This window comes from Parabacteroides sp. AF27-14 (assembly GCF_003635425.1).
GTDB classification, from domain to species: domain Bacteria; phylum Bacteroidota; class Bacteroidia; order Bacteroidales; family Tannerellaceae; genus Parabacteroides; species Parabacteroides distasonis.
On sequence record NZ_QTLZ01000001.1, the window covers coordinates 430,203 to 451,350 of the forward strand.

General features: G+C 47.2%; 11 protein-coding genes and 1 pseudogene. 5 read left to right on the forward strand and 7 right to left on the reverse strand.

Annotated features, from left to right (window positions below; genetic code table 11):
• The first annotated feature begins 9 nt into the window (after positions 1–9).
• The 4 genes from DWY79_RS01930 to DWY79_RS01945 all read left to right on the forward strand — a co-directional run bounded on the left by DWY79_RS01930 (position 10) and on the right by DWY79_RS01945 (position 4,921).
• Positions 10–1,293 carry an MFS transporter gene (locus DWY79_RS01930; RefSeq protein WP_122144389.1) on the forward strand — a complete coding sequence of 428 codons (1,284 nt, stop codon included), beginning with the start codon at positions 10–12 and terminating at the stop codon, positions 1,291–1,293.
• 117 nt (positions 1,294–1,410) lie between these two features.
• Entirely contained in the window at positions 1,411–3,390 is a 1,980-nt protein-coding gene (locus tag DWY79_RS01935) for a glycoside hydrolase family 97 protein (protein WP_122144390.1), read from the forward strand.
• A gap of 158 nt (positions 3,391–3,548) precedes the next feature.
• Entirely contained in the window at positions 3,549–4,265 is a 717-nt protein-coding gene (locus DWY79_RS01940) for a ThiF family adenylyltransferase (protein WP_036611158.1), read from the forward strand.
• Complete coding sequence (locus tag DWY79_RS01945; protein WP_122144391.1) at positions 4,262–4,921, forward strand: ABC transporter ATP-binding protein; 660 nt, start codon at positions 4,262–4,264, stop codon at positions 4,919–4,921. The genes DWY79_RS01940 and DWY79_RS01945 overlap by 4 nt, the downstream gene beginning before the upstream one ends.
• Here the strand turns inward: DWY79_RS01945 and DWY79_RS01950 are convergent.
• The 7 genes and pseudogenes from DWY79_RS01950 to DWY79_RS01980 all read right to left on the reverse strand — a co-directional run bounded on the left by DWY79_RS01950 (position 4,915) and on the right by DWY79_RS01980 (position 19,603).
• Positions 4,915–10,767, reverse strand: a complete 5,853-nt coding sequence (locus DWY79_RS01950) for a hypothetical protein (RefSeq protein WP_122368747.1) — start codon at positions 10,765–10,767, stop codon at positions 4,915–4,917. The genes DWY79_RS01945 and DWY79_RS01950 overlap by 7 nt on opposite strands.
• A gap of 42 nt (positions 10,768–10,809) precedes the next feature.
• A pseudogene (locus DWY79_RS01955) lies at positions 10,810–12,426 on the reverse strand (hypothetical protein).
• A gap of 24 nt (positions 12,427–12,450) precedes the next feature.
• On the reverse strand, positions 12,451–13,578 hold the full coding sequence (locus DWY79_RS01960; RefSeq protein ID WP_122144435.1) for a FimB/Mfa2 family fimbrial subunit: 1,128 nt from the start codon (positions 13,576–13,578) through the stop codon (positions 12,451–12,453).
• Positions 13,579–13,745: 167 nt separating this feature from the next.
• A complete protein-coding gene (locus DWY79_RS01965) occupies positions 13,746–15,869 on the reverse strand; it encodes an Mfa1 family fimbria major subunit (RefSeq protein ID WP_233563930.1) in 2,124 nt (707 codons plus the stop codon).
• Between the two features lie 54 nt (positions 15,870–15,923).
• Entirely contained in the window at positions 15,924–17,393 is a 1,470-nt protein-coding gene (locus DWY79_RS01970; protein WP_009016481.1) for a DUF3868 domain-containing protein, read from the reverse strand.
• A gap of 18 nt (positions 17,394–17,411) precedes the next feature.
• Positions 17,412–18,002 carry a DUF3575 domain-containing protein gene (locus tag DWY79_RS01975; RefSeq protein ID WP_005860604.1) on the reverse strand — a complete coding sequence of 197 codons (591 nt, stop codon included), beginning with the start codon at positions 18,000–18,002 and terminating at the stop codon, positions 17,412–17,414.
• Between the two features lie 641 nt (positions 18,003–18,643).
• Positions 18,644–19,603: a site-specific integrase gene (locus DWY79_RS01980; protein ID WP_122368749.1), complete on the reverse strand. Its 960-nt coding sequence runs from the start codon at positions 19,601–19,603 to the stop codon at positions 18,644–18,646.
• Between the two features lie 118 nt (positions 19,604–19,721).
• On the opposite strand from DWY79_RS01980, the gene DWY79_RS01985 reads away from it, so the two are divergent.
• Positions 19,722–21,086 carry a sodium-dependent transporter gene (locus DWY79_RS01985; RefSeq protein WP_122368750.1) on the forward strand — a complete coding sequence of 455 codons (1,365 nt, stop codon included), beginning with the start codon at positions 19,722–19,724 and terminating at the stop codon, positions 21,084–21,086.
• The last annotated feature ends 62 nt before the right edge of the window (positions 21,087–21,148 follow it).

The window sequence follows — 21,148 nt, forward strand, 5'->3', positions numbered from 1 at the left end:
CTATCTATCATGAATAAGAATAATTGGATCGTACTCCTCATCTTGTGTATTTGGTTTGTCATTTCTTTTGTTACCAATATATTAGGCCCTATGCTACCGATGATTATCGATAGTTTTGGGCTGAGCCTGACATTGGCCGCATTCTTACCGTTCTCATTTTTCTTGGCATATGGCATCATGTCGATCCCGGCAGGAATGATCATCGAGCGTTTCGGGGGAAAGATTTCCTTATTGATCGCTTTCAGTCTGGCATTTTTGGGTGCGGGGCTTTTCGTCATGTTCCCGACCTACCCTATCGTATTAACTTCCCTTTTCGCTATCGGTCTGGGCATGGCGATGCTACAGGTGATCATATTGCCTTTGATGCGTGAGGCGGGTGGAGAGAAAAAATATGCCTTTAATCAGGTATTGGCCCAGATCGTATTCGGGGCCGCTTCTTTCATGAGCCCGTTCGTCTTGGCCGGACTTATGCGGAAATTAACCGGTGAGGATTCGGCAAACGACTTCTTCATCCGTTTCCTCAAAGGGATAACGCCGGAGAGCTTACCTTGGAGCTCGCTCTATTTTATCTTTACGATTGTTTTTGTCATCATGTTAGTGGTTATCTCTTATGTCAAATTCCCGAAAGTAGAATTAAAGGAAGATGAGAAGGCGGGAACGATACAAAATTATAAGGAATTGCTCAGGCAAAAACAAGTTATATTCTATTTCTTAGGGATTATCGCTTATGTGGGAACCGAGCAAGGATTGGCGAATTGGATGAGCCTTTTCTTGAATATGTATCATGGGGTCAGCCCGGAAGGAGCCGGGGCTACTACGGTTGCTTGGTTCTGGGGATTGATGTCCATCGGTTGCTTGTTGGGATTGGTGATCGTTAAGTTAATCGACTCAAAGCTGATGTTACGTATCTTCTCGATGATAGCGATCCTTAATTTAGCGATAGCGCTCTTCGGTCCTACGCAAGTAGCGATTATCGCTTTCGCTTGTTGCGGCTTCTCGATCTCGATCATGTTTTCGGTGATATTCGCCTTAGCCCTTAACTCCGTGGATAAGCATCATGGGGCTTTTTCCGGTATCCTGTGTACGGGTATTTTCGGTGGGGCATTGATTCCGTTCATCATTGGTGGACTTGGAGATCTGATCGGGCTACGTTACTCTATGTTCTTCTTGTTTATCACGCTCGGTTATATCTTAAGCATTTCCTATTGGGCCCATCCATTGGTCAAGAATGAAACGATTCATCTTAAAGATTTGCTGAAGCAACTCATCCACCCCCAAAATACACCTAATTAAACTCCCCTAATTGTAGAGACGGGGCACGCCCCGTCTCTACAACTAGATGAATTCCCTCAAAAGAAAGAGGGAATTTTAATTAGTAAGCATTATCTTTGAAACATAAAATCAGTATCCATGAAAAAAGAATCTATCTACTTAATCTTATTTTTCACGCTACTCAGCCTTTCTATCTATGCGAACAAGAACGTACGATTGACCTCGCCGAATGGCAAGATCAAGTTCTCGCTGGCCCTAACGGAAAAAAGTCCGGTATATAACATAGAGTTCAATAAGCAAATGCTGATCCAAGACTCCCCGCTGACATTGACATTCGATAACGGGGCATTTGGCGAGAAGCTGAAGATGAGCAGGCCGGTGTTCAGCACGAAAGAAGAGACCTATGAGCTGATCGTCGGTAAGGCGAAACATATACATAGCCTTTCCAAAGAGGTAATCATCCCGCTAGAGGAAACCGTTCAGCCTTTTCGCAAGATTAATCTGGTCGTAAGGGCTTTCGATGACGGTATCGCCTTCCGCTATGAGTTTCCGAAGCAAAAAGGATGGGATTCGTATATCATGTATGACGAGGGAACCAGCTTCAACCTACAAGGTAACCCGAGCGTAACCACTTTATTCCTCCCCAACTACCAAAGTTCCCACGAAGGTAAATATACGGTCACGGATTATGCCGACATGGATAATAAACGATTGATGGATATGCCCGCCCTGTTCTCTTTCCCGAACCATGTTTATATGGCGATTACCGAGGCGGCGGTTCGTGATTACGCCGGTATGTACCTATGGAAAGAAAACGGGGCTCTTCTCGGGAAACTATCACCTAAACTGGGACAAGAGCGTATCAAGGTAGAGGCATCCCTACCCCATCAATCCCCTTGGCGGGTCTTGATGATCAGCGATCAAATCGGTTCCTTGATAGCGTCCAATATCCTTACGAATCTCAATGAGCCTTGTAAGATAGAGGATACGTCTTGGATTAAGCCGGGTAAGACTACTTTTACGTGGTGGAACGGAAATGTCGTTCCGGATACGACTTTCCTTGGCGGAAACAATTTACCCACGAATAAATATTACATTGATTTCGTAGCCCGTAACGGATTGGATTATCACTCGATCTACGGGAACGCCGAGCAAGCTTGGTATGACGAGGATGGAGCCGGATTCGGTTCTCCGGGCCCGAAAGCGGACATCTTGAAAGTCGTTCCGAGCCTCAATATGCAGGAGATTTGCGATTACGCCAAGAGCCAAGGCGTACGTATCCATTTATGGACCAACTGGAAACCTCTGTACGCGAAGATAGACGAGGCTTTCGCCCAATTCGAGAAATGGGGAATCGCCGGCATGATGATCGATTTCATGGATCGAGACGATCAAGAGATGATCCGCATCCAAGAAGAGTTCTTGGCGAAGGCGGCCAAGCATCATCTATTCGTGCAATTCCACGGAGCTTGCAAGCCGTCTGGATTGAACCGTACCTATCCCAATGAGTTCACCCGCGAGGGTACGCTTAATTATGAGCATTGTAAATGGGACAAGGATACCGATGCGGATCATGACATCCATATGCCTTTTACCCGTTTATTAGCGGGAGCGACAGATTATCATTTAGGTGGTTTCCGCTCTTTGCCAAGGGATAAGTTCAAGAACCAAGAACGTAACCCTTACGTAATGAGTACCCGTTGCCATATGTTAGCGATGTACGTGGTATTAGAGAGCTATCTCGGCATGATTTGCGATACGCCGGAGGCTTACGAGGGACAACCGGGATTCGAGTTCCTGAAAGCCGTGCCTACGACTTGGGACCAAACAGTCGTTCCGAACGCTTCCGTCAATGAATACGTAACGATCGCCCGCAAAAAGGGAGAGGATTGGTTTGTCGGTACGATCAATAACAGCCAAGCACGCAGTATCGATGTAGACCTCAAGTTCTTGGATAAGGACAAGAAATATAAGATAACGATCTATAAAGATGCTGAAGATACGAATATAGACTCGAACAAACTCGTAAAAGAGGTTAAGGAGATCACCTACAGGGATAAAATCACCCTTCCGCTGGCCTCCGACGGAGGATCGGTCTTTCATATTCAACCCATCTGACGCAATCCACCCACTGCAACCCGGGTTGCAGTGGTACTGCAAGGCTGATGCAGTAATACTGCAACGCCCGTGCAGTAACAAGACACAAAGCTTTCGGATAAAAGCAAGTATTGGAGGAACCGGAACAATTGATTACTTTTGTCCTCAAAAGTATATAAATGAGTTACAATTGGAATACACGGACGGAACTTTTGTTTGGAGCCGAGCGTATGGAGCGCTTATCCCGTAGCCATGTATTGGTAGTTGGGTTAGGAGGTGTGGGAGCTTATGCCGCCGAGCAGATTTGCCGGGCCGGAGTAGGAAAGATGACAATCATAGACGCCGATACGGTAAACGAGAGTAATATCAACCGCCAATTGCCCGCCCTTCATTCCACCCTAGGGATGCCGAAAGCCGAGGTCGTAGCCAAGCGTTTGCTCGATATCAATCCCCAGTTGCAACTAACCGTCCTAAATGAATTCCTGCGAGACGAACGGACGGAGGAGGTACTCCTATCGGCCCCTCTCGATTTCGTGGTAGATGCCATCGATTCCCTAAGTCCCAAAGTATTCCTCATGTACCAGGCTTATATCCATAAGATACCCATCGTGTCCTCCATGGGGGCGGGCGCTAAGGTAGACCCGTCCTTGGTACGGATTGCGGATATCTCCAAGACAATCAATTGCGCCCTTGCGAAAGCGGTGCGGAAACGGTTGCGTCCTCTAGGCGTAAGCAAGGGGATTCCCGTCGTATTTTCCACCGAGTTCGCCGATCCGGACGCCGTGATCGAAGTTGAAAACGAAACATGTAAACGTACGACCACGGGAACGGTCTCTTATATGCCGGCCACGTTCGGTTGTTTCCTTGCCTCGCACGTCCTAAGAAACTTGATATGATACAAACCAAAGGAATAACGAAAAGTTTCGGTGCCTTACAAGTATTGAAAGGCATCGACCTCACGATAAACAAGGGCGAGGTTGTCGCTATCGTAGGCCCCAGCGGGGCGGGTAAGACAACTTTGTTGCAAATCATCGGCACGCTCGACGCACCGGATAGTGGGCGACTGGTTATCAATGGCACGGAGACAAGACGATTGGGCGATAAGGAACTGGCGGCTTTCCGCAACCGGAATATCGGCTTCGTCTTCCAGTTCCATCAATTACTGCCGGAGTTCACGGCCTTGGAAAACGTGATGATCCCGGCACTGATCGCCAAGGAGAAATCGGCCGTGGCCGAGAAGCGGGCGAAAGAGATGCTGGACTTCCTAAAACTCTCCGATCGCATGGCACACAAGCCTGCCGAGTTATCCGGTGGAGAGAAACAACGGGTAGCGGTAGCCCGTGCGCTTATCAACAACCCGGCGGTCATCCTAGCCGACGAGCCTTCCGGAAGCCTCGATACCAAGAACAAGGAAGAGTTGCACGCACTCTTTTTTGAATTGAGGGACCAGATGAACCAGACGTTCGTCATCGTGACGCATGACGAACAACTGGCTACAAATACAGACCGTGTAATCCATATTAGAGATGGAGTGGTAGAAGCTGCTTATTGAACCCGCAGCTTCACCGTCTTCTGGTCGTGGGCGATCTCCGCACGGATGATGTAGATGCCTGCCGGGAGATCGAACGTATAAGTCGGACGAGCGGGATATAAAGTACGTACCAAACGACCCATCGGCGTAAACACCTGTATCCGCTTCAACGCCTCGCTAGCACTGGCCACTACCCTACCCGATACGGCGGAATAGACAGAGATAGATTCTACGTTGTCTACCCCCTCATTACCGGTAGGCGAGCCCGCACTTAGGAAGTAACGTCCATGGCTGCTACCGTCCAAACGCAAGGTATACGTATTGTCCGACAGCTCCGTACTTTTACGGGTCACGGCATCGTACAGGTAAAGCGTCTCCGCCCAATCGCCGATACCCTCTATCGTCAGTGTAACCTCGCCCTTACCCTCGCCGGCATATACGCCAAGGGGCACTTGGTCGATCCGTCGTACTACGTTCACACCCACGGCACGAGTCCCGGCGATAGTGTACACCTGCGGGATCTCCTCCAGTTCCGTATCCAGCAAGATTACGGCATCCTTATCTGCCTCATAGCTGTTCGTAGCATCATCCTGCCGCGTCAGCAAGGCCGTGCTACGATATGCATCCCGCTCCGCCGTCAGCCTCAATACCGGGTTCTTGGCCGTAGCGGTACGCAAGGAAGAAGAGACCTTCTCCGGCTCTCCTTGCATCATGGAGGGATCGAAATGAACGACCTTCAGATCGGCACCGGTTGTCGTACCTTCCGCTTTCGTTTGAGCCGCATCTTTCAGCTCTACGAAGAAGGCTTGCATGGGGACGATAACGGCTCCGGATGTAGCATCAGTAACATTTCCACCTTCCCATGCCACATCAGGTGTACCGACAACAAGCCCCTCCTTCACATCCAATTTCCAATATTTTTGCTCTAAGATAGCCTCATTCTCTTTCAAGAAACGAGCGATATCCAACGGATACATATACGGATTACCCAACAGGAAGTGCTTACCGTCGCCATCAGCAATGACACGGACGGTTCCATTATCCGTATTCCACCATTCTTCCGTTCCATTCGCATCTGTCAATACCATCTCGATAGGCTCGTTATCCGCCAGCTTGCCGGCATTGATCCGTTCCGCTAAAGTCGGGGCTTTGGTCATGGCTTTTGTCAATGGCTCGTATTTGTACCCCGTATCCGCTTTCGGTAAGCGTACCAATACTTTCTCGCCCAAGCCGGTCGCATTCTTCTTTTCTACGCTGGCATAGAATCCCTTTCCCAAAGCGTAGGGGACGTTCACATCATTGTATTCACGGCTCCAATTGGATTGGACTATCTCGTAATTCTTCTTGTCTAATTCATCGTTCCCCAAAATCAGATTGGGATTCTTATTAAGATTCGGATCTACCGGATCGACCTCACTCTTCGGCACGTACATCGTGATCGCCTTGTCCCAGGCTTTCTGGTAGAAGGCAGGGGCTTGGCGGTCGTTGTTGGCCGTGTTGTATTTGATATCAGCGAAGGCGTAGGTATTCTGTCGGCCCGTGTTCTTTACGGTGTACATATCACCGGCGAATACACTTTGCAAAGGCGATGCCATCCAATACTTCGCATCAGGTGTCATCTCGAATTCCACACGGGCGGTGTCGTACGTCAGGAATTGCTGACGGCGTAACTGCGCCTCGGGTTTGAAATAGATGGCCTTTACCTTATTTATATAGTACGGGGTTACGATCGTACTATCTCCGTCTTTGTCTACCGCCATATCATATTGGATATACTTGGTAGCCTTTGATGAGTTCGCTTCGGGAATCTGTAACAAATGATCTTTCGTCTTCAAGCCTTCCAATTCCAGCGTCTGCCCTTCCGGGATCGTGATACGGGTGAAATGAAGCGGGGCGAAGGCGGCGGTCAAGTCTGCATCATTGCCGTTGGCATCCGCATTGTTTGTTCCGTTTGGATCTATATACAATTCCCCTTTCGTAGACTGATGCCAGTTTCCGTCATTATACCATACTTCGGCATTCGGGCCTTTCCACGTCAAGTATTCCGGTACGATCTTGATAAGTAAGGTAGCATATCCCTCGCAAGAGCCTTCTACGAAAGTTCCGTTCTTATATTCACCGAATGGAATATAAAGTGAATAGATTTGCCCTTCAGCGAATTTTTCATAGGCACCCTCCTCAAAGGTCATCGAGAATAACCCGCCGCCATTATCAGTTTCAGTTTCAGCTTTCGCAGACAAAGCCGTCAAATTACCTACCTCTATATAAGTCTGTCCTTGCCGCAAGAATATAGTCGTAGCGTTACCGTTAGGTTTACCCAATTGGTCAGATCCTTCCATACCCATTGTCAAGCCTCTTCCTTGAATAGGAATATTGGTTATGCTTCCCTCCACGATATTCGGCAAGCCGATACGCAGGGGCACATTGGGATAATGCTCCATATCTTTCGGGTACTCCACATCCGGAAAGCCGGCTAACAATGTCGGGGCGGGAGCGGCTTCCAATGTTTTTTCCTGAGGTTGTTCGCAGAAAAGCCACTCGCGTCGATTGCCTTCAATAATTTTCTCTGGCAGATAAGGAATCGCTACCACTTTTTTTACCCAACGGAATTCCGCATATCCAAACTTCCCGCCAATCACTAATTTTGGCTCTGTGTCCACATCACCTAAGAGCAATGTCTTCAATTCCTTAATTAAACGCTGATCCGTATATTTGTCTTCACAATACTCAATCAAAGCTTCCGCCGGGAAAGACAAGGCTTTCTTGTCATCAAGAAGTTGATCTCTATAAGACCTCAATATCCCATCTAATGATTCCCCATACCTCTCATTGAACGATGCAAATTCCAGCGAGTCGCCCAAGAACCAATCGAACGTATATGAATAATCCTTGAAAGCTTCTATCTCTTTAAACTTATTCAGTTCCCCTGTCGGATTTTGGTTATCATCTAACTCTTCAACCCATACGGTCGCTTCCTCAATCTGACTGATCCGTCCCTCGCAAGCAATCATGCCCTCCGGCAAATCACTTTTGGTATTCGCTACGACCGTGAAGGAAGGGAGTACGGTGAAAGGGGTGGTCAGCAAGCAAGGATCTTGGAAACTACTTCCCGCATAGGCATTCGGGAAATCCACGACTTTATCGCTAGTAACTGTCGCGGCCGCACTAAAGATTACCACATCATACTTACCGGAGGCAGGCTCTACCTTCGTCCCGCTTCCGTAAGGTCTCTCACCTTTATATCTCAACTCAGTCTTGTCCACATCAATGGCACTTAAATGGATGATGTTTGAATCTTCCCCATCCCACCAAGGCACACGAGGACGAGAAATACCCATTACCGAACAAACGGCTCGTATCAGTTCTTCGTATATATCGTCATATCCATCCATTATTCTATCTATCTGGTCCCCTATTGTTTGCGGATCAGGAATGTTATAGTCCCATTCTGAGTCTGATTTACCACAAAGCTTTCCTAAATTTTGTTTCAAATATGCGATATACTCATCTTTCGGGAACGGATCCCCATTTGTTTTTTGGGCACCCTCTTCTATGTCCTTATCCCAAACTCCTTGCTCAGCTGCATCATATAAGAAATCATTGATCATACGCAGGTTTACGACAATTTGTCGTCGCATCGCAGTTTCATAATTTGTCAGATCCTCAAATCCTTGATGCTTTAACCCATCTTTAGTCGGAACGATAATACGATACACTTTGCTTCGGTTGTTATAGTTCTCATTCTTATAGTCCTTCAAATCCGTATTCAATGTAATCCAATCGTATGGTTTATCTATAGCTCCGGTTTCCCTTTTATCGGTAGCTCCAATATAAACGTTGCCGATCGTAGGATTAAGATGACTTTCCCTTTCCTTTGGATCTCCACCCATCAAACCATAGCGGTATTTCCATATATGCTTTGAATCTTCCGTTATTTTATTCCCCATATTCAGATCGGACAATACATCCGGATTAATGCTCCAACCCATATTCTTGAGCAGAAGTTCGTAATCCGTGGCAACGGTCAAGTTGGCAGAAGAGCACACGTCTACTCGCTTTACGTCGATCTTGGGCTTGGTACGGTAGATACGCAAGCCGTCGATAGCGTAATCCGCGCCGTTAGCATGGATTGTGTTGTTTTGTACCTCCAGATAAAACTCTTTATATACACTAATATTTTGTACTAAAGAGAAAGTATAAACTAACTGTTGCCATTCACCGAGACAGTCATCTCCATCTATCGCATCACCGGAAGTAAAGCGATGCAAAATATCCTCTTTACCATCCTCCTTTCTCCCAATAAAAAACAGATTAATATTAGGAGGAAGATTCGCTGTACCTTTACCTGTCATATCATTCACCCAAAAGTTCACTAAAAGTCCCGTATTCGCACAGATAGTTCCCTGATCTAACGGGATTTTAACCAAACGTCCCGGCAAGTTCGCAGCATCCACATAATAGAAATATCCTAATTTTTTACCTTTTGTATTATAATAGGTTCGATCATATACTTCTTTATCCACACCACTATTAGCAAAAAACCAAAAATTTTGTCGGTCATCATAGAAGACTTCTTTCTGTTTGGATATACCTTTAACATTTGCTGTACGGAACAATCCATATTGGTTTTGAAGTGTTTGAAAACGAGGATCCCCCCCCCATTTACCATATGCTTTTTGTATTTTATAATTATAAGGCGCATAACCTGTCATGTCCCGCTCTAACCAATATCCTGCAGTGTTTTCTTCAGTAGGGAAACCAATATTTGATATATTTCTCAGAGGTTCGGCCTTTAACTCTTCAATCGTTATCGAATCTTTTCGGTCGAAGTTTATATAACCTATCAACTCATAAAGTTCCTGATTATCGTCCGGATTTCGCGCTGGATACTTCGACCTTTCCGGATCTTTTTCCAACATAAAACCGGCACCCTTCTGCTTAATAATATTATACCGATAAATCAAGGGACTCTGATTCTCTAATGAATCAACCGCCCAAATCGTCAACTTCGTAGTATCTTTAGTAAAAGATAAACTGTCTACCATTGTTTTCCAACGATTCAACTCTTTTACAGTCCCATCTATAGCATATTTATACTTCTCCCCCACAATGAGCTCTCCGTCTGTATACCAGGCATAGTTATTAGCGGTCATACCTATTTGCACATTGACATTTCTCGCATCCTCTGAAACATACAAATTTTCTTCGATAAAAGGTTTATCAAGGATATTAGCACCGGAAGTTTTAATCCGTTCCGCAATTTCAGATGCAGGCCGAATTATAAACTTATAACGTACTGAAAGTTCAGGTTCGGTAAATGTTCTACCATCTGCGCTTATTTTATAATCATCCGCATTCAAGCTCACATCGCAAAAAACACTATCCTCTGCCACTACATCCATATCATATACGACAGTAGAAGCTCCTGTCGCATAATTACCAGCATCTTTATTAAAAAATCCTTTATACCAAAACAGAGAAGTATCAATCTTTCGTAATGATGTCCTATAAAGCTGATTACTTAATGAACCTCCATCTACATAAGAACCATCCGTCATAGGATTTATATCTTTTCCTGTTATACCCTTGCTAGTCAAATTCCCATTTTCATCAAATCGATACCAACGGACATACCAACGATAATTTTGATCAGTACTTCCATCATTGTTTCTCAGCTCGGGTATAAACAACTGTTTCTCTTTGCCTTTCTGAAAATACACCGTATCCACACGCTCCGAAACAACTTGACGTTTGCCAAATTTATATTCTATTTTTGTAATCTGCGCCGGCGCAACCGCACTAACAGACAAGATCAACAAGCAAGTTAATAACAAGGATTTATATCGTAGGTTGATTGATGGTTTCATCCGTCGGGTCCTCCTTTCTTAGTTTTAGTTACTATATTATGGTTATTGTTTGTAATTTCTTATCTTGATGGTATAAGGGATTTGCATCTCTTGCTTCTCCTGATCCACGTAATAGTTTATAATGAGCGTGAGGATGACCGTGGCCTCCGCTTTTCCACCCAGTTCTTGGGTATGGATCGTGAAGGAGCCTTTCTTTCCTTCCTTGACCGAAGCCTCGGGAAGGTAGAAACGCTGTTTCTTGTCACAATCCTCTCCATTTACGGCCGTAATAAGGTGCTTATCATCATCTTTCACTTGGATCGAACTAAATTTCACCGTTTCCGGGACTGTTTCATCCTGCGGGAGACCTTTGATCGTGAAATCTCCTGTCACGCCTTCTATCCTAGATATCTCGAAACGGATCGACAAGTCACCGGCGGCTTGCAGGGTATGCTCAACAGGCGTCAGTATCTACACGCCCGTCTTCTCACCATAGACCAAGGCGGTCGGGTAGACCCCGATGGGGAGGCGTTGCTCGGCTACTTCCAATTTCGTCGTGATGTTGGTTATCAAGACAGGGATGACCAGCAGGTCATTGCGGCGTACGAAGTCGAAGCCCGTGAGGTGCTCCGTACGAGGGCGGCCTTCGATCTCTACACCGAGGTGGATGCCACTGCCGTTCTCTCCGACGGCCGCATTGGTTTCAGGAATGTAGCGAATATAAGCCCGTTTACTACCGTTCTCGCCGTCCACAGGTTTGGCTTGTATTTCTTTTTCATTATCACCGGGTTTGATAGATTCAGTATAAAGATCCTCTAGACTTACTACAGAAGGATTCGCATCTTTCGGAAAAGATGGAACCAAAGGCTCTTCCAAGTCCTTGTCATCCTTAAACTCCAAATAATTCTCATTTCCCCAAGGCAAGAGCCAGATCGGCAGGCTTCCCTTGCGGAGGTTCATGATGTCCAATCGGTTTACGGTTATGGATTTATCTAAGTTATTGGTTATCTCCACTTGCACCTTGCCGATCATGCGGATCAAGGGAATCTCGAATTTGTTCTCTGCCGGAACGGGCAATACCGTATGCTTTTGGGCGTAACTGCTCATAGGGATGCGCTTTCGAGACGCTTCCTCGCCTCCGAATTTACCCTTTTTCTCCTCATTCCTTGTATCGATACTCGTTCCCGAGTCCAATATCTTCACCTCCGACAGCTCCGCCAAGGAATGTGCCCCGGTAATTTTTTGATACAACGATGTACCATCTTCCAGCGACTGCAAATTGGCGAACGCATAAAAAGAGTATTTGCCGAGGGGTAACCTCATCTCTACCTCCGTACGAGAATCAGGATCAGGATCATTGATATCCGGCGTCCACGTACCCTCGCTAGATGTATATCCGGCCAATTCAGCGTTCTCATCATCATACGCCACCACCAGCCAGTCCGTGATGTCTCGCTCGTATTCATCATCATCTTCCCAAGTAATTGTCTCGCCGGCTTTCGTTTGCGGCGGTCGTGCCGAGCGGGAAGTCCGCAGGGTGATGGTCACGACACAACTGTTCGGGTCATCGTTGGGGAGATCGCCCCCCCGGTCTTCGCCGCAGGCTACGCAGAGCCAGCAGAGGCAAAGACCGGCGGCGACCGCCATCAATTGGTTATATAGGGTATAACGTCTCATCATTCGCGCTATTTAATAAATCTCAGTTTACAATATACCATCGTTGATACGGATCACCCAGTCTTTCACCTGTATCTTGAAGCAGGCGTACCCCACGATCGTAGGGTCTTCCGGATCAGGCCCATCGGGATTATCCGGGTTGTCAGGATTGTCAGGGTTGTCAGGGTTGTCCGGTCCCGGCGGATCCGGAGGCGTAGGCTTATCCGGGCAATCGGGGCATACCTTCGGCGTAAGGAAGAAGATGATCGAGTACTCATCCTGCCGGTCCAGATACTCCTGCGGGGAGATACGGTGCCCCTCCATCTTGGTGAGAAGGAGGTAATCGTTGAGGTTCACGTTCAGCACATCCTTCTCCCATCCGTGGTGACGGATGATGAGGCGGTAGTTGCGACCCGCCATCAGGCGCATGGTGTTCATCTCGGCCACGGCCACGTATTGCCCGCCCACGGTAGCGCCGGGAGTCGGGTCGGCTCCCAGCTCCACGTTCTCCGTATAATAAGGCAGGTAGTGGATGGTGGGATCTTGCAGCAGGGAATTGTCGTAATCCATATACCCGTTGTCGGCCACGATCCGGAAGGAGAAGTTATTCACGTCCATGTCCTCCCCCATCACGTTTTGCAGCACGACACGTAGCTTGTTGGTATTCTTGGCGAGGCTGATCACCTTCTCCTCGGGCATGTCGCGCGTCACGGTGAAGGTATCGAGGCTATGCCAAAGCGGGTGCAGCTCGTTGGGTTGTGTCGTATCGTCCTCGCGCAAGGTACGTACCTTGACGTCTTGCGCCCTCTCGACAACCCGCGACGCCTCGGCGGGATCGTTCCACGCGTAACTGCCCTTGTCCAGCCCGGCCCAAGAGACTACCTGATAGGTACCCGGCTCCATGTCGAGGGCGATGGAGTTCCGCTCGTCCAGCTCGCTCTTCTCGATCCGCCGCAGGAAGAGGAAGTTCCCTTCTTGGTCGCAGAAGAAGAGCGTAACGAAGTCTACCTCATGCTGGAAAGCGTCGGCGAATTTCATATTATAGTCGTACTTGAAATACAGGCGGAACTCGCAAAGCGGCAGCGAGTCGTCGTGTATCCAATCGCAAGCGTATAGCCCCACGGACAAGGCAGCTACGCCAATCAACTGTTTGCAGGTATGAAATAAACGGTTCATAATCATTTTATTAAGATACACAGTAATCCTCCGACCGTACTACCGGGGATGGAGGTAAACCATGATGCCCATTATAAGGTTCTTATGATGGGCATCGTAAGGTGGCTTGGATGGGCATCGTAAGGAGCTTACAATGCCCATCGTAGGAATCCCCCGGAGGGGTAGGGTTAAATAATGATGTCTTTGTTCGTGCGTTTCACCCAATCTTTCACGTAGATGGTGACGTCGATGGTAACATCATCCGTCTCATCCGGTTTGTCCGGCGTATCCTTACCCGGCGTGTAAGGCAGCGGGTCACCTAAACCACGCACACCCGTCACGTACAATTGGTACACGTTGTTACGCACGATACAGAACTCCATCACGCCCATCATACCATCGTTCCCGTTATCGTTATGACGGATCCAGAACTTGTAATAGCTCTTTCCGCCTTTGTATAAGGAAACGTTGTAGAATTGGTACAAATTACCGATCTGATCCGGGGTGAAATCATTCGGATCAGTGTAGGTATCAGGGAGATGACCACCGCCATTCTCATTTTGTTTCTTTCTAAATTCAGTATAGCATAGGCGCATTTTTAGCTCTTCACTCCAGTTTGTTTCGCCCTTAATCATGTCACTAAGATATTTCTTAAACGCGATCTCAAATCCGTTCTGATCAGACATGGAATTAATCGCCTTTTGTACATCAGCAAAATCCGGTAATGTTGTCATCCCATCCCAGCCATTCATTAAGCCTTTCAATAAATTAGGATTCGAACCCTCTTCCAAATTAAATGCGCAAGCGGCAACAGACGGAAGATCTTTATAGACAGAACGGACAGTCGCACCCACACCGTTCTTATGGACTGCCAAAAGGAATGTTTTATTGTTATCTAAAGGAACAGACTCAATAGAACCCGCATCTTTATTATAGAAACTGACTTTAAAATTATCACCATCTGGCATAAACTCAGACTCGAAAATAACGCCGGTAGAATAACCATTTACTTGCGCCTCACGATCCAACGTGTTCTCCTTGGTGTACACGACGGGGTAATACGTTCTATCATTCATTCCTTTATAATAAGGTTCAGTCTCAGCCTCAGGAATCTTAGACATATTCTCAACCCTATTTAAGTCTTTGTTTTCCGGATTAAAATAGTTGATATAAAAGTCCTTGAATTGAGCCCAAGGATTATCGCCTTCATTCATAGGTACCTTTTTTTGGCTGATCGACGGATCCAGCACATAATTATAAGAGCCATTCGCCTCATTTAGCGTCATCATAGACCATACTTCATCACCCAAATATTTAAAGTCATTACCACTTTTAGTATAATTTCCAGCCATCGCATCCGCTAAACTTGACCCTTCGCCAAAGTTCTTAGTCGCTTTAGGAGAGACCTGCTTAAACACGTAGCTGTTACCCTTCCATTGGTTCACGACCTTGTAACCCGTCAATTTGAATGAGCCTTTATTCTTTACCGGAGAGCTTTCGAGTATTTTATCTGTCTCTAATACAGCAGCATATTCCAAGTCGATACGTGCGGCCATACGCTCCACGAATACGGTTGTTGTCGCCGGTTTCGTCTCATCTGTATTTTCCACGGAAATGCGAACAAGCGAATTCCCTATGCCATCTACGCCTTTCATCTTGTGCGTAGACATAATGAAGTGATCCGCTTTCGAAACCTGATTAGTGCCAGTCCATAAATCCTTTAAAGTTACTCTGTCTCGTAAGTCACCCAAAGTAGTAATACCCTCTATTCTATTTCCGGCATTAACTACCGTAAAGACTTGATACGTATGTCCTTCTGCTGTCAGCTCCTCATTCATCGTCACCTTCATCGTCACTTTTCCGGCACTGTCATGATTAGGCTCGCCACCTCCACTCGGATCAACACCGGTCTTAGATTCATACCAACCCTGTCCGGCAATCTCTAAACTTTTATTTACGTCATCATTAAAGAAGTCCAAGGGGTTAGAGTCAAATGTATTACCGTCATATTTCACCAAGAAGATATTAACATCATACACCTTACCCTCATTAGCGCCATCGAACTCTTCCAAGAAACCGTTGCCGTCCTCGCCCCAGCCGGCACCACCGCCATTAGGATTAGAAGGAGTTCCTCCCGCCTTCGTCAATGCCCCCTTCGACACCGTGGAGACGTTCACTGTCATATAGACTTTGCCGCCATCGTCCTCACCACCGGAATTGCCTCCGTTTTCGATATCATCGGAGCAACCCGTAACCGCCAGCAAGAAAGCGGCGGCCGCGCTTAATAAATAATTCTTTTTCATGTTTCTCATCCGTTTTTATATTTGACACTCATTATTATCATCCTGCGATCACGACTCTCGCCATCAATCAGCCAGTTCCTCCCGCTTCGCGGCGATCTGCCTCAAGTTCTCCTCCACCTGCGAGGCTACGGAAGGATCGTCGGACAACTTACCCAGCAGAGCCTCCGCCTCGTCCAAGCGGTTCTCCAGCATGGCGATGGCCGCCTCCGCCAAGGTACGCTCCGCGGAATCGGAAGTCTTCGCCAGATAACGGTGGGCCGATTCCAGGCGACCCACGTCGATCGCCGTAAGGGCGGCGTTCAGGTTCGATACCGGATCGTCCGGATACATGCGCACGGCAATCTCGAACACCTCGCGGTAAGCGTCGCTACCCGGTTCCATCGTCTGCGCCACCCGGAACATCTCGTTTAGACTCAACTGCCTAGGGTCCGAATAGATCAGCTCACGGGCCTCCTCTACCGTAAACGAGCGGATCGTGTAGCGCACCGCGTAATCCGAATGGCGCAAGGCGGGATAAATATCGCGCAAGAGCACCCGATACGAGGCCCCCCCGTTCAACGCCTTCAGCTTCGCCTCGCGGCGGTCGTAATCCTTCGGTTCGTCCGCACGGATGATGGCCAGCAGCTCCTCCTTGTCCGCAAGCGAGGAGTTCTCCACCCGTTTCTCCAATCCGGCCCAGTCCTCCGGCTCGAAATCCACCGTGAAACGGGCCTGCTCGAAGTGGTAAAGGCCCTTCACATATTCGATCAACGCCTTGGCGCGATGCTCGGCCAAATAAGTGTTATGCTTATAGGTACCTTCCGGCGATGCGAAACCCTTGATATATACCTCTGTGATGGTAGCGTAAGGATCCTCCTTCACCGACGACACGGTCTCAAGGATCTTGCGCAGCTCCGAGGGATTATCGCGATACTCGGGATATATCTCCGTGCGGTTCACCGGGAAGTCGAGGAAGGCGCTTCCTTCCTTCACACGCTCTTTCACACGCTCCGCCTCCGGCGTGACGTAGGCCAAAAGCGGCCGCAATACCACAGGCTCCGCGATTCGGATCGGGAAAAGCGGCGACTTGTCATTACTCAACGCCTCCCAACCACAACCGCAAAAATCGGCTACCAGCGACACCTCCGAACGCTCCATCCACTTGGCGAAAGGAATGGAGGCATGGTAATCGAACGTCTGCTCCTTCCCATTGTGACGGCGTAAGACAAACTCTCCGTTCGCCGTCGCGTCGCGCCCGGACCGGTCGTACTGGATCTGGCGGTTACGCCCGTTCACGATCACGGGAGGCAAAGCCCTTACGCTATCGCCCCGCTCGATCAGCGGCGTACAGACCAAACTCCGGTTGGCCGATAGCGACAACTCATCCAGCGCTAGTTTCATATCAATTATCAAGCGATCGCCCACATGCTCCACCAACCGCTCCTTCACGACGATGGCGGTAGCCGTCTGCTGCGCCTGTACGGGAATCGTAGTACCCACACAACCGGCCAAACAGGCGATCCCAAGTATCATCCATCCTTGTAGATTCTTCATTTTTCAGTCCTCCATCGATTAAAATTGGTAAATGAGATTGATCGCCGCCTGCGTAGGCCCGAAGTAATGCTTCTTGATCCCTTCTTGCTTGCGGCCGCAATTCGCGCAGGGATACTTGTCCGACTTCAAGTACAGATAGCCCACGCCCACCGTGGCCTCCAAGTTCCAATGGCGAGACAGCAGCCACGAGTATCCATAACTGATACCGGCTCCCGCGCCCCATCCCTGGTGACGCTCGCCCTCTGTACCCAGCCATTTGATATCGGCTACATTATATAATAGGTACGGAGTATGCACGCCGAGGAAATGGCCGTTAAACGTCTCGCAAAACCAATACCTCAACTCCGGGTGCAGACGCAAATGCTTCAGTGAGCGGCCATAACTCCCATCATCGTTCTTGCCGCTGAACGGATTCAAGCCTGCCTCCAACTCAAGCGTCCAATGACGGGCGAGATAAACTTCAGCCCCCAAATTAAACGTGGCAGTAGCCCAATAAGGAATATTACTCTTGATCCCAATCATGGAGCCTTTCCCTTCGGCCGGTACCCCCTGCGCTCTCGAAAGAAACGGGACTGCCAACAAGAATAGCATGAAAATCGTCTTCTTCATTCTTTCTTATTCATTATGGTTGTTAATCTTATATCTTCTCACCCTTCTGCCCCCTCAAGACCCAACTTCCTAAAATCAACTAACGGCAAGAATGGCCCGTGGACTTATTTATGGAATAAGGAGCCTCATAGAACTTATTTATGGAATAAGGAGTTTTAGCGTCAAAATAGTAACTTCCTCCCTATTAGTTCACAAAAATACATAATAAATATTTTATTATCACAACTTTTTTGCGTTAAAATTGTTAAGTCTCTTCCACTGAATAAGGGATTTAGGGGAAGTTATGTCTCTAAAATGAACCATATTCACCTTTATTGATTCACTCTCCCAACAAAGGAAGAATTTCTATACTCTAAAAATTCCTATTGAATATCAAAAATAAAAATACAATAAGCTCGTTATGACAGACCTATATATAAGCCGTTGATTGATAATCGTATAGAAACACGATCATATTTATCCGAAAACATGTACGTGTTTTTCAAAAAACATGTACGTCTTTTCAGAAAAACACGTACATGTTTTCCTGCAACGTTCTGTGTGGTTTATTGGCATACTATAAAAAATAACAATAAGATGTGATGTAACGTTTCTTTTTCGTCAACCCTTTTGAAACGCTAAACCTTATTCCATAAATAAGTTCACAAACCATCCATCCTTTTCTCTAAAATCCGATTTACAGAGCCTATCACCTTCATGTTCGCATGAGCCAAACGTGATATATCCAATTCTTCCAGATAAAAACGAGTCGTTTTCTCCGACGAGTGCCCCAACGCCTGGCTGATCAAGGCCATCGGCATATCGCAACGTAAAGCTTCTGATGCCCAGCTATGGCGAACAACATACGACGTAAACGGATTCGGTAACCGTAAAGTTTGCCCAATCCGTTTCAGCCGGGCATTATGCCGAGCCAAGCTACGCTTATACCTCAAATGGTCCGGATTCCCGGGCGGAAGAATCGGGAACAAATACGACGATCCGGTCGCTCGCTGCCGATCCGCGTATTTCCGGATCAATTGCAACATACTACTGGTTATCTCCAACCGGATCATACGTCCTGTCTTATGACGGTGATATACCAACTCATTCCCCCGGATATTCTGCCTCGTCAAGTACGCTATATCCACAAAAGGCATCCCGCAAGCCATAAAACTGAATAGGGAAAGATCTATCGATAATTCCACTTGCGGGTCATCCGCCACCTTGATCTGAGCGATTTGCTGGAACAAAGATGCGGGAATCGCACGCCTCGCCGTCATCGCACGCCGGAGTTTCAAATTCTCAAACGGATAATACGACGCAGGAATCAACGACTCTTGGCAAGCCGTATTATAAAGCGCCCGCAAACTACTGATATACGTATTTACCGTATTAGTAGCTAATCCTTTTCCCTGAAGATACGTGATGAAATCTATCACCAACGCACGATTCAAATCGGCCAAACAGAACCCCGGGTTCTTCACGAATCTTAAAAAATGCCTTACGGCCACCTCATACAACTCAGCTGTCCCTTCTTTCTTTAACTGCCGTTTCATGTCTCTTCGTTTTCCCATATAATCCATCAATGAGATTGCTAACTTTTTCTTACGTCCTCGTTTCATACTCCTTTCACTAAATTATTTATACTTTACACGAACAAATTAATTCAAATTATTACTTTTGCTCCCGAAAATAAGAAAATAGGTAACAATTAAAAGCATAAAAGCAACAATAAATAATATGGCAAACAATCGAGTCACATTCGGTAGTAAATTGGGCGTAGTACTAGCTACCGTAGGATGCGCCGTCGGATTGGGAAGCGTATGGCGCTTCCCGTATATGCTGGGAGCGAATGGAGGTGCGGCCTTCCTACTGGTCTACATACTTTTCATGATATTCTTGGGCATTCCGGTAATGATAACCGAGTTTTTCATCGGCCGGCATTCCCGCAGCAATACGGTGGGTTCTTTCAAGAAAATGGCTCCCGGTACAAAATGGTGCTGGATTGGGTACAACGGTATCTTGGCCGCGTTTTTGATCTTAAGTTATTACTCGGTCGTCTCCGGTTGGACGCTTGAATATGTTTGGCAAACGCTAAGTGGCCGTTTGTATGGACAGCCGGATATAGACTATACGGCCGATTTTCAGGATTTCGCTTCCAATGTCTTCCGTCCGATCTTTTGGATGGGCGCTTTTATCGGGTTGACTCACTTCGTGATTGTCTCGGGTGTAGAAAAAGGTATCGAACGGGCCTCTAAGATCATGATGCCGCTTTTATTCTTGATCTTGCTGATCATGTGCGTACGTTCCGTGACCTTACCGAACGCTGAGGCCGGATTGCTTTTCCTTTTCAAGCCAGACTTTAGCAAATTGACTTCCTCAGTGGTCTTGAGCGCACTAGGACAGGCTTTCTTCTCTTTGAGTTTGGGTATGGGCTGCTTGATCACTTACTCCTCTTACTTCGGGAAAGATACGAATATGCAGGCCACCGCTTGGCAGGTGACAATCATTAATACGCTTGTCGCCGTATTGGCCGGTATCATGATATTCCCGGCGGTATTCAGTTTCGGCATCACCCCTTCCGCTGGCGCGGAACTCGTGTTTATCACGTTACCGAACGTATTTGGGCAATTACCGCTGAGTGGCTTGTGGTCCTGTATTTTTTATATCTTGCTAGCGATGGCGGCACTGACTTCCACGATCTCTTTACATGAGGTAGCTACGGCCTACGTTCTTGAGGAGTTCCATATGACACGCAAGAAAGCGGCTTTGATCGTTTCCTTAGGAGTCTTTTTCTTAGGTATTTTCAGTTCACTCTCATTCGGGGTGATGAAAGGATTCACGATTGGAGGCTTGGCCTTTTTCGACGCGCTGGATTACTTGACCGCCAAGATCATGCTACCGCTGGGAGGTATGCTCACTTGTATTTTCGTAGGTACACGTGTCGATAAAAAAGTATTGAAAGCCGAGTTGACCAATGAGGGGACTCTTAAGTTACGTCTTTTCGGCGCTTACGTATTCTTTATGAAATACGTGGCCCCAATCGCCATCGGTATCGTATTTTTGAACGAATTAGGGATCTTGAAATGGATTACCGGTAAATAATACCGAGAATTCCTTGTCAATAGAAACGGAACTTCTACCTTTGTCGGTGGAAGTTCCACAAA

Excerpts from the sequence above, each read along its gene's own strand:
- DWY79_RS01930 (WP_122144389.1), top strand. The coding sequence starts at position 10 with ATGAATAAGAATAATTGGATCGTACTCCTCATCTTGTGTATTTGGTTT.
- DWY79_RS01935 (WP_122144390.1), top strand. The coding sequence starts at position 1,411 with ATGAAAAAAGAATCTATCTACTTAATCTTATTTTTCACGCTACTCAGC.
- DWY79_RS01940 (WP_036611158.1), top strand. The coding sequence starts at position 3,549 with ATGAGTTACAATTGGAATACACGGACGGAACTTTTGTTTGGAGCCGAG.
- DWY79_RS01945 (WP_122144391.1), top strand. The coding sequence starts at position 4,262 with ATGATACAAACCAAAGGAATAACGAAAAGTTTCGGTGCCTTACAAGTA.
- DWY79_RS01950 (WP_122368747.1), bottom strand. The coding sequence starts at position 10,767 with ATGAAACCATCAATCAACCTACGATATAAATCCTTGTTATTAACTTGC.
- DWY79_RS01960 (WP_122144435.1), bottom strand. The coding sequence starts at position 13,578 with ATGAACCGTTTATTTCATACCTGCAAACAGTTGATTGGCGTAGCTGCC.
- DWY79_RS01965 (WP_233563930.1), bottom strand. The coding sequence starts at position 15,869 with ATGAGAAACATGAAAAAGAATTATTTATTAAGCGCGGCCGCCGCTTTC.
- DWY79_RS01970 (WP_009016481.1), bottom strand. The coding sequence starts at position 17,393 with ATGAAGAATCTACAAGGATGGATGATACTTGGGATCGCCTGTTTGGCC.
- DWY79_RS01975 (WP_005860604.1), bottom strand. The coding sequence starts at position 18,002 with ATGAAGAAGACGATTTTCATGCTATTCTTGTTGGCAGTCCCGTTTCTT.
- DWY79_RS01980 (WP_122368749.1), bottom strand. The coding sequence starts at position 19,603 with ATGAAACGAGGACGTAAGAAAAAGTTAGCAATCTCATTGATGGATTAT.
- DWY79_RS01985 (WP_122368750.1), top strand. The coding sequence starts at position 19,722 with ATGGCAAACAATCGAGTCACATTCGGTAGTAAATTGGGCGTAGTACTA.